Annotated in this window: 17 protein-coding genes; 5 read left to right on the top strand and 12 right to left on the bottom strand. The window is 55.3% G+C overall.

What is annotated here, in order from left to right; translation table 11 throughout:
* Positions 1 to 120: 120 nt before the first annotated feature.
* From ruvB to NTD86_RS02980, 8 genes are all read right to left on the bottom strand, one after another.
* On the bottom strand, positions 121 to 1,179 hold the full coding sequence (gene ruvB, locus NTD86_RS03015; protein ID WP_262200669.1) for a Holliday junction branch migration DNA helicase RuvB: 1,059 nt from the start codon (positions 1,177 to 1,179) through the stop codon (positions 121 to 123).
* Positions 1,180 to 1,788 carry a Holliday junction branch migration protein RuvA gene (ruvA, locus tag NTD86_RS03010; protein ID WP_048370816.1) on the bottom strand — a complete coding sequence of 203 codons (609 nt, stop codon included), beginning with the start codon at positions 1,786 to 1,788 and terminating at the stop codon, positions 1,180 to 1,182.
* A gap of 110 nt (positions 1,789 to 1,898) precedes the next feature.
* A complete protein-coding gene (ruvC, locus tag NTD86_RS03005) occupies positions 1,899 to 2,423 on the bottom strand; it encodes a crossover junction endodeoxyribonuclease RuvC (RefSeq protein ID WP_262200668.1) in 525 nt (174 codons plus the stop codon).
* A 129-nt stretch (positions 2,424 to 2,552) separates the two neighbouring features.
* On the bottom strand, positions 2,553 to 3,299 hold the full coding sequence (locus NTD86_RS03000) for a YebC/PmpR family DNA-binding transcriptional regulator (RefSeq protein WP_262200667.1): 747 nt from the start codon (positions 3,297 to 3,299) through the stop codon (positions 2,553 to 2,555).
* A gap of 119 nt (positions 3,300 to 3,418) precedes the next feature.
* On the bottom strand, positions 3,419 to 5,194 hold the full coding sequence (gene aspS, locus NTD86_RS02995; protein WP_262200666.1) for an aspartate--tRNA ligase: 1,776 nt from the start codon (positions 5,192 to 5,194) through the stop codon (positions 3,419 to 3,421).
* A gap of 109 nt (positions 5,195 to 5,303) precedes the next feature.
* Positions 5,304 to 5,525 carry an FmdB family zinc ribbon protein gene (locus NTD86_RS02990; RefSeq protein ID WP_262200739.1) on the bottom strand — a complete coding sequence of 74 codons (222 nt, stop codon included), beginning with the start codon at positions 5,523 to 5,525 and terminating at the stop codon, positions 5,304 to 5,306.
* 179 nt (positions 5,526 to 5,704) lie between these two features.
* On the bottom strand, positions 5,705 to 6,058 hold the full coding sequence (locus tag NTD86_RS02985; protein ID WP_262200738.1) for a ribbon-helix-helix domain-containing protein: 354 nt from the start codon (positions 6,056 to 6,058) through the stop codon (positions 5,705 to 5,707).
* 632 nt (positions 6,059 to 6,690) lie between these two features.
* Positions 6,691 to 6,891: a hypothetical protein gene (locus NTD86_RS02980; RefSeq protein WP_262200665.1), complete on the bottom strand. Its 201-nt coding sequence runs from the start codon at positions 6,889 to 6,891 to the stop codon at positions 6,691 to 6,693.
* 41 nt (positions 6,892 to 6,932) lie between these two features.
* Here NTD86_RS02980 and NTD86_RS24250 point away from each other — a divergent pair, with 41 nt between their 5' ends.
* Complete coding sequence (locus tag NTD86_RS24250; RefSeq protein WP_315974722.1) at positions 6,933 to 7,535, top strand: cold-shock protein; 603 nt, start codon at positions 6,933 to 6,935, stop codon at positions 7,533 to 7,535.
* Positions 7,536 to 7,602: 67 nt separating this feature from the next.
* Here NTD86_RS24250 and NTD86_RS02970 read toward each other — a convergent pair whose 3' ends face one another.
* Both NTD86_RS02970 and NTD86_RS02965 read right to left on the bottom strand, forming a co-directional pair.
* On the bottom strand, positions 7,603 to 7,809 hold the full coding sequence (locus NTD86_RS02970; protein ID WP_262200664.1) for a SlyX family protein: 207 nt from the start codon (positions 7,807 to 7,809) through the stop codon (positions 7,603 to 7,605).
* Positions 7,806 to 8,237 (bottom strand): HIT domain-containing protein, encoded by a 432-nt coding sequence (locus NTD86_RS02965; protein ID WP_262200663.1) that lies wholly within the window; start codon positions 8,235 to 8,237, stop codon positions 7,806 to 7,808. The genes NTD86_RS02970 and NTD86_RS02965 overlap by 4 nt, the downstream gene beginning before the upstream one ends.
* A 798-nt stretch (positions 8,238 to 9,035) precedes the next feature.
* On the opposite strand from NTD86_RS02965, the gene NTD86_RS02960 reads away from it, so the two are divergent.
* The gene (locus tag NTD86_RS02960; protein WP_262200662.1) at positions 9,036 to 10,301 is read left to right on the top strand and encodes an OprD family porin; all 1,266 of its coding nucleotides are present in this window, start codon (positions 9,036 to 9,038) and stop codon (positions 10,299 to 10,301) included.
* A gap of 265 nt (positions 10,302 to 10,566) precedes the next feature.
* Here NTD86_RS02960 and NTD86_RS02955 read toward each other — a convergent pair whose 3' ends face one another.
* On the bottom strand, positions 10,567 to 11,409 hold the full coding sequence (locus NTD86_RS02955) for a mechanosensitive ion channel family protein (protein WP_262200661.1): 843 nt from the start codon (positions 11,407 to 11,409) through the stop codon (positions 10,567 to 10,569).
* 197 nt (positions 11,410 to 11,606) lie between these two features.
* Positions 11,607 to 12,092 carry a YajQ family cyclic di-GMP-binding protein gene (locus NTD86_RS02950; RefSeq protein WP_262200660.1) on the bottom strand — a complete coding sequence of 162 codons (486 nt, stop codon included), beginning with the start codon at positions 12,090 to 12,092 and terminating at the stop codon, positions 11,607 to 11,609.
* Positions 12,093 to 12,268: 176 nt separating this feature from the next.
* On the opposite strand from NTD86_RS02950, the gene NTD86_RS02945 reads away from it, so the two are divergent.
* The 3 genes from NTD86_RS02945 to NTD86_RS02935 are packed head-to-tail and all read left to right on the top strand — an operon-like array spanning position 12,269 to position 15,818.
* Positions 12,269 to 13,150 (top strand): putative 2-dehydropantoate 2-reductase, encoded by an 882-nt coding sequence (locus NTD86_RS02945; RefSeq protein ID WP_410016942.1) that lies wholly within the window; start codon positions 12,269 to 12,271, stop codon positions 13,148 to 13,150.
* 47 nt (positions 13,151 to 13,197) lie between these two features.
* Positions 13,198 to 15,234: an ATP-binding protein gene (locus NTD86_RS02940; protein WP_262200737.1), complete on the top strand. Its 2,037-nt coding sequence runs from the start codon at positions 13,198 to 13,200 to the stop codon at positions 15,232 to 15,234.
* A 2-nt stretch (positions 15,235 to 15,236) separates the two neighbouring features.
* Positions 15,237 to 15,818, top strand: coding sequence for a cob(I)yrinic acid a,c-diamide adenosyltransferase (locus NTD86_RS02935; RefSeq protein ID WP_262200658.1), 582 nt, complete (start codon positions 15,237 to 15,239; stop codon positions 15,816 to 15,818).
* Positions 15,819 to 15,964: the final 146 nt, after the last annotated feature.

Here is a 15,964-nt window from a genome sequence, read left to right as displayed (position 1 = left end):
CAGGTTGCCAATCCGCCCAACCACTGTTTTTTACGCTTCTTAGACTTTAATACCCAAGTTTTTTAACGCCAGCCCTTGAGACAGCAAAAAGCCTAAAAAAATCACCTGCAGAGCGCTTAATTAATCATCCCCAGCGTTCGGAAACTCATCCACCGCGGGGGTTTCGCCCAGACGCGATGGAATGTTCAGACCAAAGTGTAAGTAGGCATGTCGCGTCACCACCCGCCCCCTGGGCGTTCGCATGATGTAGCCCTGCTGAATCAGATAAGGCTCCAGCACATCTTCAATCGTGTGCCGCTCTTCACTGATGGCCGCAGCAAGGCTGTCAATACCCACCGGCCCGCCATCGAACTTCTCGATCATCGTCAACAGCAAGCGCCGGTCCTGATGATCGAAACCGTGCTCATCAACATCCAGCAGGTTCAACGCCAGGTCCGCTACCGAGCGGGTGATGTGCCCCTTGGCCCGTACTTCTGCGAAATCGCGCACTCGACGCAGCAGACGGTTGGCGATTCGCGGCGTACCTCGCGCCCGACGGGCAATCTCAAAGGCGCCCTCAGGATCCAGCGGCAAGCCAAAGATACCTGCTGAACGACTGACGATCGTTGCCAGGTCATCCGTACTATAGAACTCAAGACGCTGAACAATCCCGAAACGATCGCGCAATGGGTTGGTCAGCATCCCGGCACGGGTGGTTGCCCCCACCAGCGTAAAAGGCGGCAGGTCGAGCTTGATCGAGCGCGCTGCCGGCCCCTCGCCAATCATGATGTCGAGCTGAAAGTCCTCCATGGCCGGGTACAAGACTTCTTCCACGATCGGCGACAGTCGATGAATTTCATCAATAAACAGCACATCGTGAGGCTCAAGGTTGGTCAGCAACGCAGCCAGGTCGCCGGGCCGCTCAAGCACAGGGCCCGAGGTGCTTTTGATCGATACGCCCATCTCCTGAGCAATGATGTTGGCCAGGGTGGTCTTGCCCAGTCCGGGCGGGCCAAATATCAGCGTGTGATCCAGCGACTCTGCACGCCCGCGTGCCGCCTGGATAAACAGTTCCATCTGCTCACGGACAGCAGGCTGACCAATATAGTCCGCCAGACTCAAGGGGCGGATCGCACGATCCTGCACTTCTTCTCGGTCTCGCCCACTCGAGGCGGTTATCAAACGATCAGCTTCAATCACTTAAATCATTCCCTTAAGGGCACGGCGAATCATATCTTCACTGCTCAGCGTCTTGTCTTTGATAGCCGATACCGCCTTGCTCGCCTCCTGGGGCTTATACCCCAGCGAAATCAAGGCGCTGACCGCGTCGCTTTCGGCACTGGCCACTGGCACCGGCGCGTCAGGCTGGTTAGGCACCAGCGCAAACATGCTCGGCACTTGCTCCCAGGCCTTGAAGCGGTCTTTGAGTTCGACCAGCAATCGCTCGGCGGTCTTTTTGCCAACGCCCGGCACCTTGGTCAAGGCCGAGGTGTCCTGAGCCTGCACGCAACGCACCAGTTCATCAACTTCCAAACTGGACATCAGGGCCAGAGCCAGCTTGGGACCGACACCATTGAGCCGGATCAACTCTCGAAAAAAATCACGCTCACGCTTGCCGCTGAAACCATAGAGCAGTTGGGCATCTTCGCGAACCACCAGGTGCGTGTGCAGGGTCAGTGGTTCGCCAATCGAAGGCAAACGATACAGCGTGGTCATGGGGACCTCGACCTCATACCCCAGCCCATTTACATCAAGAATCAAGTGCGGCGGCTGCTTTTCAGCCAGAGTGCCACGCAAGCGTCCAATCACGTTCAGATCCTTTTCTCTGGCCAGATCAATGGCTGACAAGTAGAACAACAGAGCCGCATCATTGCAGGCGCAGCCCTGCAAACAAGTTTAATTCGGTTAAACAGTCTTGCTCAGAGCCGTAAACGCCCACCACGACGGCGGGCCGCGCCAAGACCGTGAGGCAAGAGGCTCGAGCGAGTGTGTGCATGACACAACGCAATAGCCAATGCATCGGAAGCATCGATTTGCGGTTTGGTGGTGAGCTTGAGCAAATGCATGACCATCATCATCACCTGCTCTTTATTTGCCCCGCCCGTCCCGGCCACGGCCTGCTTGATCTGGGTTGCCGAGTATTCAGCTATCTCCAGGCTTTCTTCGGCGCCAGCCACAATGGCCGCGCCTCTGGCCTGCCCCAGTTTCAGTGCAGAGTCGGCGTTGCGGGCCATGAACACCTTTTCAATACCCATCGTTATCGGGCCATAGGTTTGAATAACCTCACGCACCCCACGGTAGACGATCTGCAAACGTTCATGCAGTTCGCCGCTTCCCGTACGAATACACCCCGAAGCCACGTACACACAGCCACGCCCGGTGTCTTGCACCACGCCATAACCGGTGATTCGCGAACCCGGGTCGATACCAAGAATAAGAGTCATAACGCCTACAGCTTATGAAGTGACGCCTGCCGGCACATACCCGGACAGCTTAAAGGCAGAAGCCGGAGGTGCACAGCGCCACAAGCATCGTGACGTTGCACCTCCGGCCTCCTGTCGGATGGATTCGGATCAGGCCAACTGTTCCAGCACCGCATCCGGGATTTCAGCGTTGGAGTAGACGTTTTGCACGTCATCCAGGTCTTCCAACATGTCAATCAGCTTCAGAACCTTTTCGGCGCCCTCCAGGTCCAGCTCGGCACTGGTGGTCGGCAGCATGACGATTGCCGCATCGGCCGGGGTAAAACCCGCCGCTTCCAGCGCGTTGCGAACGGCGTAAAAGCTCGAGAACGAGGCAAAGACATCAACCGAACCGTCTTCATTGGTCACCACGTCATCGGCATCAGCCTCCATCGCAGCTTCCATCAAGGTGTCCTCATCAACGCCCGCGGCGAAGGAGATTTGCCCCTTGCGCTCGAACAGATAAGCCACGGAACCGTCAGTACCCAGGTTACCGCCACACTTGCTGAATGCGTGACGCACCGCAGCCGCCGTGCGATTGCGGTTATCGGTCATGCACTCGACCATCACCGCCACACCACCCGGACCGTAGCCCTCGTAGCTCAACTCGACCATATCGTCGGTATCGGCCGCGCCGGCACCACGAGCAATTGCGCGATCGATGATATCGCGACTCATGTTCGCGCCCAGCGCCTTGTCCAGCGCCAGACGCAGACGCGGGTTCGAGTTCGGATCACCACCGCCCTGACGGGCAGCAACGGTCAGTTCACGAATCCACTTGGTGAAAATCTTGCCTTTTTTGGCATCTTGACGCTCTTTGCGGTGCTTGATGTTCGCCCACTTAGAATGACCTGCCATAACCCACTCCGAATCCTTGATGAAACGTTGCCAGCCTCGGCATGCACCGCAGGCCCGCAATAAAAATGCTCGACCCAATGACAAAGGCGCATCCTAAGATGCGCCTTTGAAGGTCAGTCTCACTCTGCCTTAGGCTGCTCGCGCAAACGAATGTGCAGTTCACGCAACGCCTTGTTATCCACCAAGCCAGGTGCCTGAGTCATGACGCATGCAGCGCTCTGGGTTTTCGGGAAGGCAATCACTTCACGAATCGACTGAGCACCGGTCATCAGCATCACCAGACGGTCCAGACCGAAGGCCAGACCACCGTGCGGTGGAGCGCCGTACTTCAGGGCATCGAGCAGGAAGCCGAACTTCTCTTCTTGCTCGGCTTCGTTGATGCCCAGCAGACGGAATACAGCTTGCTGCATTTCCTTGCGATGGATACGGATCGAACCACCACCCAGTTCGGTACCGTTCAGGACCATGTCGTAAGCGCGCGACAGAGCGCCAGCCGGGTTGGCCTCCAGCTCTTCTGGCGAACATTTTGGCGCGGTGAACGGGTGGTGCAAGGCGCTGAAGCTACCGTCGTCGTTCTCCTCGAACATCGGGAAGTCAACCACCCACATCGGTGCCCACTCGCAGGTCAGCAGGTTCAGATCGTGACCGAGCTTGATCCGCAGAGCGCCCAAGGCCTCGCTGACAATCTTGGCTTTGTCGGCACCGAAGAACACGATGTCGCCATCAACCGCGCCAACGCGATCGAGGATCACGTTGAGGTTGGCCTCAGGAATGTTTTTAACGATCGGCGATTGCAGGCCTTCAACACCTTTGGCGCGCTCGTTGACCTTGATGTACGCCAGGCCTTTTGCACCATAGATGCTGACAAACTTGGTGTAGTCGTCGATCTGCTTGCGCGGCATGCTCGCAGCGCCAGGCACACGCAGGGCAGCAATACGGCACTTAGGATCGTTGGCCGGACCGCTGAACACCTTGAATTCCACGTCTTTGAGCTGATCGGCAACGTCTACCAGTTCCAGCGGGTTACGCAGGTCCGGCTTATCGGAACCATAGCGACGCATGGCTTCTTCGAAGGTCATGTGCGGGAATTCACCGAACTCCAGATCCAGCACTTCCTTGAACAGGTTGCGGATCATGCCTTCGGTCAGGCCCATGATGTCTTTTTCGTCAAGGAAGCTGGTTTCGATGTCGATCTGAGTGAACTCAGGCTGACGGTCGGCACGCAGGTCTTCGTCACGGAAGCACTTGGCGATCTGATAGTAGCGGTCGAAACCGGCAACCATCAGCAACTGTTTGAACAGTTGCGGCGATTGCGGCAAGGCAAAGAAAGAGCCCGCGTGGGTACGGCTAGGCACCAGGTAGTCACGCGCCCCTTCAGGAGTGGCACGGGTCAGGATAGGTGTTTCTACGTCCAGGAAGCCGTTCTCGTCCAGGTAGCGACGAATGCTGGTGGTCATGCGCGAACGCAGACGCAGCTTGTCGAGCATTTCTGGGCGACGCAGGTCGATAAAGCGATAACGCAGGCGGGTTTCTTCGCCAACGTCAGAGAATTCATTGAGCGGGAACGGCGGAGTCTCTGCTTCGTTGAGGACTTCCAGCTCGTAGCCCAATACTTCGATCATGCCCGAAGCCATGTTGGCGTTGACCGCACCGGCCGGACGCAGGCGAACCTTGCCGGTGACTTTGACAACATACTCACTGCGTACACGGTCGGCAGCAGCGAAGGTTTCAGCACGATCAGGATCGAACACAACCTGAGCCAGACCATCACGATCACGGATATCGAGGAAAATCACCCCGCCGTGGTCACGGCGACGATGAACCCATCCGCAAAGGGTAATTTCCTGGCCTTCCAGGCTTTCGTTGAGTTGGCCGCAATAATGGCTGCGCATCATGGTAGTGGTTTCACTTCTCGTAATTCGAAATTCGGTGGAGGTCTTGCGCACTGTCGGTGCTGATGTGACTGCAAGATCCCGCTTGTGTTCAGAGGGCTTTCGCTTAACCTCAGTCGGACTTGTCGCCGCCTGCCAGATTCTTTTTCGCGCCTGTCTTGAAGTCTGTTTCATACCAGCCTGTACCACTCAGGCGAAAGCCCGGCATGGACAGCATTTTCTTCAGCTCAGGTGCCTGACAGGCAGGACAATCAACCAGTGGCGAGTCACTGATCTTTTGGATGGCTTCCAGCTGATGACCACAGGAAGCACATTGGTAATCGTACATGGGCATTGGCGTGTCTCGACAATCCGTTAGCGGCAACCCGTCAGGGGCCACGCAGCAAAGCGCGAGATTATATCTGGTAAATCGAGCCAATGCAGCCGCAGGAACAGCCATGACACCTCAAAGAAAGCCTGAATTTTAAAAGATTGCAAGCCACCGAACACTTAACCACAGCCTCAAACAGCACATCACCCCGCCCATATCCGTTCCGGCACCACATCGCCGGAAGATTGTCCGGTCTTCATCAGATGCATCACACAGACAACCCGGATAAGCCCGCTGAAATTCTTGACCCCGCCATGACGCAAATGAATCTCTCTATCGATATACGACAGCAGTGCATTGATTGAACACGCGTTGCATTGCGAAATATCCGACAACACATCCCAATATATTTCTTCAAGCCGCAAACAAGTAGCAAAACCATTTAACCGGACAGACTTGGATAATGGCTGAGCCGACCCCATGCCAAAATCGAGGACCACCGGATCAATTCTGCCCCGCTGCAACAACCGCCCTCCACTGCCTTCTTGCCGAATCATACGACCCATATATAAAAGCCTCCTTCACAACATTAGAAACCAATTAATATTGATTCAAAAAACATACTTCATAAAACATTACGCAAAACTTCCCAGCCAGCAGACTTGCCCCGAATCTTTGTAGGAGGCCTCTCGGCATACACTCCGAATATCGCCAACACCCAAGCTAGACGCCTTGCGCCTCATAGCTCTCACCCTCACAGCCAACCGTTCAAGTTCGCATTTGGAAAACCCTGCGCTACTTTTCAACACACTCAGAAACTTCTCACTCAATCTGAAACAAAATGCCACACTGCAACAACGCGTACGCACCCATCACCACACCCAACAAGCAAGACCAGACCCGCATACACTACCAACTCTTCACAACAACATCCGCTTAAACCAGCCGCTACAAAAATATAGAAACAGATACGCGAGATCTATCCATCCCGCTTCAAACATATAAGCAATTGATCAACACCACCTTTATTGCGTAAAACTTGCAACTTAAAACTTATAGTCAACACACCCTTGTTCGCTAAAAAATCGACCAACGGTCATTGTTGATCCGACATCCGACACAAACTTTCAATTTCACGCCTTCCAACACGACACAAAGAAATGGACCACAGCCCTCTAAAACAAGGCCCTCATGGTAAATACGCATTTTCTGGAGCTTCGCGTTTAAACACAGCGTTCGACATCTTGTGACGCTTAATTTGAGAAGGCCCAAGCTTTGCTGTTAAATAGGCAGCGTGTCGCCTTCGCCAAGCCTCTGGCGACGGCGCATAGGCTGATATCACGTGCGTGTCCAGCGCCTCCATTTTTTTCAGAAGCGAACCGTGCGACATCAGCTCTTCCTTGCGATCCGTCTTAACGTGAGTTAATTGAAATGTTGAAAATCGTTCACCTGCTAACGGGCGCAGCTGCCTTGCTGCTGTCCTTCATTCCTAGCCTGCAATCCGACGCTGTCCCTTACCTCCAACATGCTGATGCTCTTTATTTAGCTTTTCTTGGTCTGCTTAACCTGGCACTGGCGCCAGTTATTCCATATTGGAATAAAGGCCCGCGCCATCAACTGCAAAATCTGGTCAGCGCCTTGCTGGTGTTGTCCGTAGTCCTGCAAACCCTCACCTTGTTCGGTCTGTTGTTGCCGATCGGCGATCAACCCGCAATCCTGATGAGCCTCGTGCCTGCCGTGATTGCCGTGGCCCTGCACTTGATCGTCAGTTTCTACAAATCGTCACCTGCGGCCACCGCACAAACCTACGACATGACCAACCGCGATACAGGCACTGTAAAGTGGTTCAACACTTCCAAGGGTTTCGGCTTTATCTCTCGAGATTCCGGCGATGATATTTTTGTCCACTTTCGCGCCATTCGTGGCGAAGGCCATCGCGTACTGGTGGAAGGACAACGTGTTGAGTTCTCGGTCATGAACCGTGACAAGGGCCTACAAGCTGAAGATGTGATCGCTGCCTTGCCGCGCCGCTGATATCAGCCTGAAAAAAAACCGCGGACAGCCTGACTGTTTCGCGGTTTTTTATGGCCTGCTGAAAATGCTAGTAATGCGGCGGTGGCGCCTCTTCTTCAAACGACTCGAACTGGCCGCCCATTTCTTCCTGCCGCTTGAGCAACGCGGCCATCTGCAACTGCAAACGATCCACCGCGTTTTGCTGTGACACCAGTACATCGTTAAGTGCCTGAATGGTGTCATCCTGAAAAGCCAGGCGGCTTTCCAGATCCATCACCCGCGCTTCAAGACTCACAGCCCACCCTCCGAAAAAATGAAATCGCTGCCCAGAACCCCTCTGAGCTTGTCCCGAAGCTCTTGCACATCCGCCTCACTATAGGGCCTGGCCGGGTGCCTGCCCCATACCGGAGCAGGCCAGGCCGCGTCCGATGAATAGCGGGCGATGACATGCATATGCATCTGACTGACCACATTACCCAAAGTAGCAACGTTCATCTTGTCTGCAGCGAACAGCGTTTTCAGTACATTCGCCAGTGTGGTGGTTTCACGCCACATGACTTGCTGATCATGGTCATCCAATTGAAACAGCTCGCTGATACCTTCACGACGTGGCACCAAAATGAACCAGGGATAATTCGAATCATTGGAAAGCAGCAAGCGGCACAAAGGGAAATCCCCAATCAGCCAGGTATCCTCTTGAAGACGTGTATCCAAAACGAACACGGGGTGCTCTCCTGTTTAACGGGTAATTTCAGCTCGGCTCTCGATCAGGCCAGATTCACCTGCCTGCGAGCGACAGATGTGCAGGATACCCTTGATTGACCTTCGCATCACACCGGCCTTGCGCCTGAACCCTGGCCGCCGGCGAATGGGGGACAAGGCGGCACCCGGCGATGCCACGCGCCAATATCCGATGCACCAAAAAAGCACAGACCGGGTGGTTTTAGTGCACGCAAACGTCACCTGCTACCCCAAACGGTGTGGACCGGTAACATTTCGCACACCTTTTATCCGGCGACCGCGCCTCAGGCTGCGAGCAACACGCCCCACGGGCCATGCTCGCAAATGTCTCACCCGAGCTAAACCGGGCCTATACGCCCGAAAAACACCAGATAATTTTTTTTCATACTCAAAACATGGTTTGAGCATGCTTGTTGCATACACACATTACTAGTCGACAGGGACGTAGCCGGGGGTGCCGCGACCCGACGATAAGTAAGCATTTTTTGTTGAGCCGTCTAAATGGGGAGTTTTAATAAGGGGTCAGCAGTAAGTTTGGCTGTCTCGCTCATAAAAAACAGCATGCACAACATGTCAGACACGACACATAGCTGCCAGAGAGCGGCATGTAGAGTGCTTTTCGTGGCATAGCTGTAAAGAAGCTGAAAGCTTTTGATGGCAAGTATCGCCAATACAGTCGGCGTGATATAAGTTTGCGCCGACACAAAAAGAAAGAGCCGCCCAGATAATAATTCAGGTGGGACGGCAGTACTCTTCCTAAAACCAAAGGAGCAAATCACGATGCGCGTGATGAAGTGGAGCATGATCGCCCTGGCTGTTTCAGCCGGAACTACACAGTTCGCAATGGCCTCGTCTCAAGACGATTCCAAAGGTTTTATTGAAGACAGCACGCTGACTTCCAAAACCCGCATGTTGTACATGAACCGCGACTTCCGTAACGGCGCCGGTAACATTGCAAAACCAGGTGGCGGCTATAAAAACGGCTACCGCGAAGACTGGGGCTTGAGCGAACTGCTCAACTACAACTCCGGCTTCACCCAAGGCACCATTGGTGTCGGTGTTGATGCATTCGCCATGGGCACTCTGCGCCTGGACGGCGGTGCCGGTCGTCAAGGTAACGGCCTGTTCGCCAGCAAGAGCGACGGTTCTCCGGAAGACTCCCAATCCAAGGCTGGTGGCGCTATCAAGTTCCGCCTGTCCGACACCGTACTCAAGTACGGTAACCAGTTTGTGGCCAGCCCGGTTCTGTCGACCGATGACAGCCGTTTGCTGCCAGAAGTCGCGACCGGTACCCTGATCACCTCCCACGAAATCAAAGGCCTGGAGCTGAGCGCAGGTCGCTTCACCGCCATGAGCTCGCAGACTGGCATGTACCATGACAGCCTGCACTTGCCAGTGGCCAACATCGCCGGTGCAACCTATCAGTTCACCGAAAACTTCGTCGGCGGCCTGGCAGCATCGGACATTGATGACTACTTCAAGAAGCAGTACATCAACCTGAACTACACCTACCCGATCGATGACGCTCAGGCCGTGAACTTCGACTTCAACGGCTACAGAACCTCGAGCCAAGGCCAGGAACTGGCTGGCAATGTCGACAACAAAATCTGGAGCTTGGCAGCAGCCTATAGCATTGGCGCCCACAAGTTCACCCTGGCTCACCAGCGCTCCACCGGTGACAGCGGTTACTACTACGGCGTAGACGGCGGCGGCACCATCTTCCTTGCCAACTCCGTGCAATACTCCGACTTTAACGGCAAGGACGAGCGCTCCTGGCAGGCTCGCTACGACCTGAACCTGGCCAGCTACGGCGTACCTGGTCTGAGCTTCATGGCCCGTTACGTTAAAGGTGACAACATCTCCACCGCCGAAGGTGAAGGTCGCGAACACGAATTCAACTTCGAGAGCAAATACGTTCTGCAAGAAGGCCCGGCCAAAGACCTGTCCTTCCGTCTGCGTAGCGCGATCTATCGCACTACCAGCAACTACGGTGTAGACACCAACGACGTACGCGTCATTGTTGAATACCCACTGAACATCTTGTAATTAGAGCCTTCGGGCTTTCATTACACAGAGACTGTTCAGTTAAAACCACGCCCTGTTCCAGGTGCGTGGTTTTTTATTGTCTGCGGCTTGATACGTTATATAGCAAGCTAACTAACAAGCTCTAATGCAAGCAATTATCACTCACTGAAATCTGACTCTAGAGTCCACCATCGGATAATTCTCACAAGGTATAAAACAATTAAAGAGGCCGAAGCCCCTTTAATTATTTTGTACGCCTATTAATAGCTGGCTATCGGGTTATCCCTTAACCAGCAGGCACTTCCTGCACCACACGTATGACACGTTGCGGGAATGGGATATCAACACCCTGTGCCTTTAAACGATCGCGCGCGTGTTCGTTAAACATGAACAACACATCCCAATAATCAGGGGTGTTGACCCACACACGCAGCGACATGGTGATTGCACTGTCGCCCAAAGCCGTCACAACCACGGCCGGAGCAGGATCTTTCAGCACGCGAGGATCATCCGCCAGCGCCAGCAGCACCTCACGCACCTTCTGCAAGTCGGCTTCGTAATCGACGCCCACATCAAACACCACCTTACGCGTCGGCTGACGGTTGTAGTTGGTGATGATGCCGTTGGACAGGTTGCCGTTAGGCACAATAACGGTTTTGTTGTCGCCGGTTCGCAGCACGGTGTGGAAGATCTGAATGCTGTCGACGGTCCCGCTTACGCTTTGTGCTTCGATCCAGTCACCGATCTTGAAAGGACGGAACAGCAAAATCAGCACTCCGCCGGCAAAGTTCGCAAGGCTGCCCTGCAACGCCAGGCCAATGGCCAAACCTGCGGCGCCGATAGCGGCCACGAATGACGTTGTCTGGATGCCAATCATCGAAGCGACACTGACAACCAGCAGCACTTTGAGAACGATGTTGACCAGGCTGCTGATAAAGCCTTGCAGCGCCAGATCAGCCTTGCGCAGCGCCAGCAACTGCGCCAGTTTTGCCGTCAATCGGTTAATCAACCACCAACCGATGGCCAGGGTTACAAGCGCCAGCAGCACACGACTGCCGTATTCCATAATCATTGGAATCCAGGCCTGCGAGGTCTTGATCAGATGATCAAATTCAGCGTTCAGATCCATTTATCTCTCCTAATACCGATTTCCGGTGACGTTTTTCAGGTTCTGCACTCAATGTATCCATGCTCCGTGATGCCGCGTGACAGCAAATTCGAAAACATTTCGTACAGACCCAAACGATCGAGCGGTCTCGCTCAATCGTTTAAGCCGCGCCCAGGAAAATCGGACGCCCATGATCGCCACAGGTTCCCTGGAGGGGATCAGTCGCGGAAATTATTGAACTGCAAAGGCAAGTCAAACGTCTTGGCGCGCAGCGTAGCAATAGCTTCTTGCAGGTCATCACGCTTCTTGCCAGTGATACGGACCTGCTCACCCTGAATGGCCGCTTGAACCTTCAGCTTGGCATCCTTGACGTGAGCAACGATTTTCTTCGCCAGCTCTTTATCGATGCCTTCTTTGAGCACAGCTTCTTGCTTCATCAGCTTGCCTGATGCATAAGCATCCTTGACCTCAAGGCATTGCACATCGATTTTGCGCTTGACCAATGCCAGCTTGAGAATCTCGATCATGGCTTCCAGCTGAAAATCCGCCTCTGCGGTCAGATTCACAGTGAGCTCTTTTTCCTTGAACTCGAAACTGCCTTTGCCTTTGAGGTCATACCGACGGTCCAGCTCCTTGACGGCGTTCTCGACTGCGTTGGTGACTTCGTGTTTGTCCAGTTCGGATACCACGTCGAACGACGGCATGTAATTTCTCCACTTTTTAAAGGGCGCGCTCAACACAGATGGAGCACGCCTGACCTGACAGTTAAAATGCGCGGGCATTATAGCGATTCTTCCACGTCATTCACTTGCGAGCGTACATGCCACACCCAGACTGCAGACCGACCGCGACACGCTGGCATATTCTCGGTGCTGGAAGCATGGGCACACTGTGGGCCGCTCGACTGGCCAGAGCAGGCCTGCCCGTCACCCTGATCGTGCGCAATGCGGCTCGTCTCCACGCGTTTAAAACTGCCTTAGGTATAACTCTAGTCGAAGGTGAGCAAACGCAACGTTTCGACGTAAATGCTCAACTGCCAGAGGCTCAAGAGCCCATCGAGCGTCTGCTGCTGACCTGCAAGGCCTATGACGCCGAGCACGCCATCAGCCTCATTGCCCATCGGCTCGCACCGGGGGCCGAGGTGATCTTGCTGCAGAATGGTCTGGGCAGTCAGCAGGCCGTGGCGGCGCGCGTTCCCCAAGCACGCTGCATTTTTGCGTCCAGCACTGAAGGCGCCTTCCGCGATGGCGACTGGCGCGTGGTATTTGCCGGGCAAGGCCATACCTGGCTGGGCGAACCCGATGCGGGCGAAGCGCCGCAATGGCTGGCAGAACTTCGCCTCAGCCATATTGGCCATGAATGGAGCCCAACTATTCTGAGCCGCCTGTGGCGCAAGCTGGCACTTAACTGCGCTATCAACCCGCTGACGGTTCTGTACGACTGCCAAAATGGCGGCTTGCAGGCACATCGCACAGAAGTCGACACGCTTTGCGACGAACTGGCCGCCTTGCTGATCCGGTGCGGCCAGGCAGCCGCCGCCGACGGCCTAGGCGCCGAGGTACATCGTGTGATCCAGGCCACAGCCAACAATTATTCCTCCATGCATCAGGATGTGGCCCAAGGCAGGCGTACCGAAATAAGCTACCTGCTGGGCTACGCGTGCGAAGCCGCTCGCCAGCAGAAATTCGCCGTGCCGCATTTGCATGCCGTGCATCAGCGACTCATCGAGCACTTGAGCCAACGCGGATTGCCCTGCAACTGAGCCCCGCGCTACCCTGCGGGCTGGTTCTCCCTTAAGCGGTCATGACGATGCCCTTGCGCCAGCGCCTCGAAAACCTTCCGGTCGGCCAGAAGTTGCTGGCCGCGCTCCTCGTGCTTCTAGCTACCGTTTTATTAGTAGCCAACCTGACATTCATCAGTGCCGCGTACTGGATTTCGCACGAAAGCACCGCGCCACAAGCCTTGCAAACCCTGGGGCGGCTGGCTTCAAACCCCACCCTTATCCTGCAATCGCTCGACTCCCAGCAAAATGCCGAAGCCTTGCTTGAAGAAATAGGCAGTTACGCCCCGCTGCGCGCTGCGGCGATTTACGACAGCGCAGGCAACCAACTGGCCCAATTGCAACATGGCGAGCGCCTGCCTCTACCCGAGTACTATCGCCAACTGGATGCCTGGAGCCTGACCGAGTTACGCAGCCACCTCATCACGCCTCTGCACCATGGCGACCAACCGCCTGGGCATTTGTTGCTGATCGCCAGCAGTGAACTGCCCATGGCGTTCTATACCGGCACCCTCACCGCGAGCCTGGGGATTCTGGTGTTCAGCATTCTGCTGTGGCTGGTGGTGGCGCGACAGATCAAGCGGCTGATCACGCACCCCATCCATCGCCTCGAAGAACTGTCTCGCCAGGTCACCCGCGAAGAAAACTACGCCTTGCGCGCAGCACCGGGTAATCACGATGAAATCGGCAGCCTTGCCGAAGCGTTCAACACCATGCTGTCGCGTATTGAAGCTCGCGAGCAGGAGCTCAAACGTGCCCGTGACGAAGCACAGGCGGCCTATGATCAAGCCCAGACACTGGCTGAAGAAACCCGTCATACCAACCGCAAGCTGGAACTCGAAGTGCAGGTTCGCAGCAAAATCGAGAAAAAACTGACGGGTTTTCAGAACTACCTCAACAACATCATCGATTCGATGCCATCGGCGCTCATCGCACTGGATGACCAGCTCTACGTCACCCAATGGAATCAGGAGGCCAGCGCCCTCTCCGGGACACAACTGGACGAGGCCTTAAACCAGCCGATCTACTTGGCCTTTGAGCCACTCAAGCCATTTTTGCCACAGCTCAAAGACACCATCGAAACCCACCGTGTGGCCAAAATTGAACGCGTGACCTGGGGCCAGAATGACGAAGTCCGACACTATGCCCTGACCTTTTACCCGCTGACCGGCAGTGGCGGACGTGGCGTGGTGATCCGCATCGATGACATTACCCAGCGTCTATCGCTGGAAGACATGATGGTGCAATCGGAAAAAATGCTCTCGGTTGGCGGGCTTGCGGCCGGCATGGCCCACGAAATCAACAACCCCTTGGGGGCGATCCTGCATAACGTGCAAAACATTCGTCGGCGCTTATCCACTGACTTGCCGAAAAACGTTGAGGTCGCCGAACAGACCGGCATTACGCTCGAGGCTATCAGCCACTACCTGCAGGCCCGAGAAGTGCCGCAGTTACTCGACGGCATACAACAGGCGGGAGCCCGCGCAGCCAAAATCGTCACCCATATGCTCAGCTTCAGTCGCCGCAGCAATCGCCAAATGAGCCCTTGCGATTTGTCCGCACTGATTGATCAAGCCGTGGACATTGCCAGCAATGACTTTGATCTGGCGCTGGGTTTCGATTTCAGAGGTCATGACATTGTGCGTCAGTTCGACCCGGAGCTTGGCCCGGTGCCGGGTATTCCCAACGAGCTCGAGCAAGTGTTGCTGAATCTGTTGAAAAATGCGGCTCAGGCCATTCACCAGCGCCCGACCAACTCCGAGCCTGGACGTATCATCCTTCGCACCAAATTGAACCCACCCTGGGCCGAAATCCAGGTGGAAGACAATGGCATCGGCATGCCAGAACACGTACGCAAACGCATTTTCGAGCCATTCTTCACCACCAAGGAAGTCGGTCAAGGCACCGGGCTGGGTCTGTCAGTGTCGTACTTCATCGTCACCAATAACCACAAAGGGCAAATGGAAGTGCACTCCACGCAAGGCCAAGGCACGTGCTTCACCTTGCGCCTGCCACTGGCCGGTAACCTGTTGCCCTCTCACGAATCAACCACAGTGGAACTGTAAACATGGGTTTTCGCTTGTCAAAGATCTACACCCGCACCGGCGACAAAGGCGAGACCGGCCTTGGCGATGGGCGTCGCGTGCCCAAGGACCATCCGCGGGTAGAAGCCATCGGCGAGGTCGATACGCTTAACAGCCAACTTGGCCTGCTATTGGCCGGGCTTAATGAGCAACGTGGCGAGTGCCCTGGGCTGAACGACATTATTGAGGTGCTCGAACCCTGTCAGCATCGGCTGTTCGACCTGGGCGGAGAATTGGCCATGCCGGAGTATCAGGCTCTCAACACCCATGAAGTCCTGCGACTGGAAGCAGCGATAGATCACTGGAACGAAGAAGTGGGCCCGCTGGAAAATTTCATCCTGCCAGGCGGCTCGACCTTGATCGCCCAAGCTCATGTCTGCCGCAGCGTGGCCCGCAGCGCGGAACGCCGCTGTCAGCAACTCAATACCATCGAGCCTCTGGCGGGCGTCGGCCTTGCCTATATAAACCGACTATCAGACTTGCTGTTTGTGGCCGCGCGCTTGATTGCCAAGCGCCAGGGGATAGCCGAGATTCTGTGGCAGGCCGCGCCCAAGCCAGCCGAGTAAACCGTATTCCCCATGGTGTAGTCGCTGATGAGGCACGTGGCTGCGAGCTTTTCTACGGCCGCTTAGCACCCGATCGCAGCCTTCGTGCCTCGGCAACGGCTATATAGATCACGCCCCTCTGTAGGCGCGAGCGTGACTCGCGATCT

Source organism: Pseudomonas sp. 7P_10.2_Bac1 (assembly GCF_025465935.1).
Classification (GTDB): Bacteria; Pseudomonadota; Gammaproteobacteria; order Pseudomonadales; family Pseudomonadaceae; genus Aquipseudomonas.
Note: the sequence above shows the minus strand (reverse complement) of the source record. Positions and strands in the feature narration are given on the sequence as shown.

Coding starts and splice junctions, on each gene's coding strand:
- ruvC (WP_262200668.1), bottom strand. CDS start 2,423: ATGACTCTTATTCTTGGTATCGACCCGGGTTCGCGAATCACCGGTTAT.
- NTD86_RS03000 (WP_262200667.1), bottom strand. CDS start 3,299: ATGGCAGGTCATTCTAAGTGGGCGAACATCAAGCACCGCAAAGAGCGT.
- aspS (WP_262200666.1), bottom strand. CDS start 5,194: ATGATGCGCAGCCATTATTGCGGCCAACTCAACGAAAGCCTGGAAGGC.
- NTD86_RS02990 (WP_262200739.1), bottom strand. CDS start 5,525: ATGCCCATGTACGATTACCAATGTGCTTCCTGTGGTCATCAGCTGGAA.
- NTD86_RS02985 (WP_262200738.1), bottom strand. CDS start 6,058: ATGATTCGGCAAGAAGGCAGTGGAGGGCGGTTGTTGCAGCGGGGCAGA.
- NTD86_RS02980 (WP_262200665.1), bottom strand. CDS start 6,891: ATGTCGCACGGTTCGCTTCTGAAAAAAATGGAGGCGCTGGACACGCAC.
- NTD86_RS24250 (WP_315974722.1), top strand. CDS start 6,933: ATGTTGAAAATCGTTCACCTGCTAACGGGCGCAGCTGCCTTGCTGCTG.
- NTD86_RS02960 (WP_262200662.1), top strand. CDS start 9,036: ATGCGCGTGATGAAGTGGAGCATGATCGCCCTGGCTGTTTCAGCCGGA.
- NTD86_RS02955 (WP_262200661.1), bottom strand. CDS start 11,409: ATGGATCTGAACGCTGAATTTGATCATCTGATCAAGACCTCGCAGGCC.
- NTD86_RS02950 (WP_262200660.1), bottom strand. CDS start 12,092: ATGCCGTCGTTCGACGTGGTATCCGAACTGGACAAACACGAAGTCACC.
- NTD86_RS02945 (WP_410016942.1), top strand. CDS start 12,269: ATGGGCACACTGTGGGCCGCTCGACTGGCCAGAGCAGGCCTGCCCGTC.
- NTD86_RS02940 (WP_262200737.1), top strand. CDS start 13,198: ATGCCCTTGCGCCAGCGCCTCGAAAACCTTCCGGTCGGCCAGAAGTTG.
- NTD86_RS02935 (WP_262200658.1), top strand. CDS start 15,237: ATGGGTTTTCGCTTGTCAAAGATCTACACCCGCACCGGCGACAAAGGC.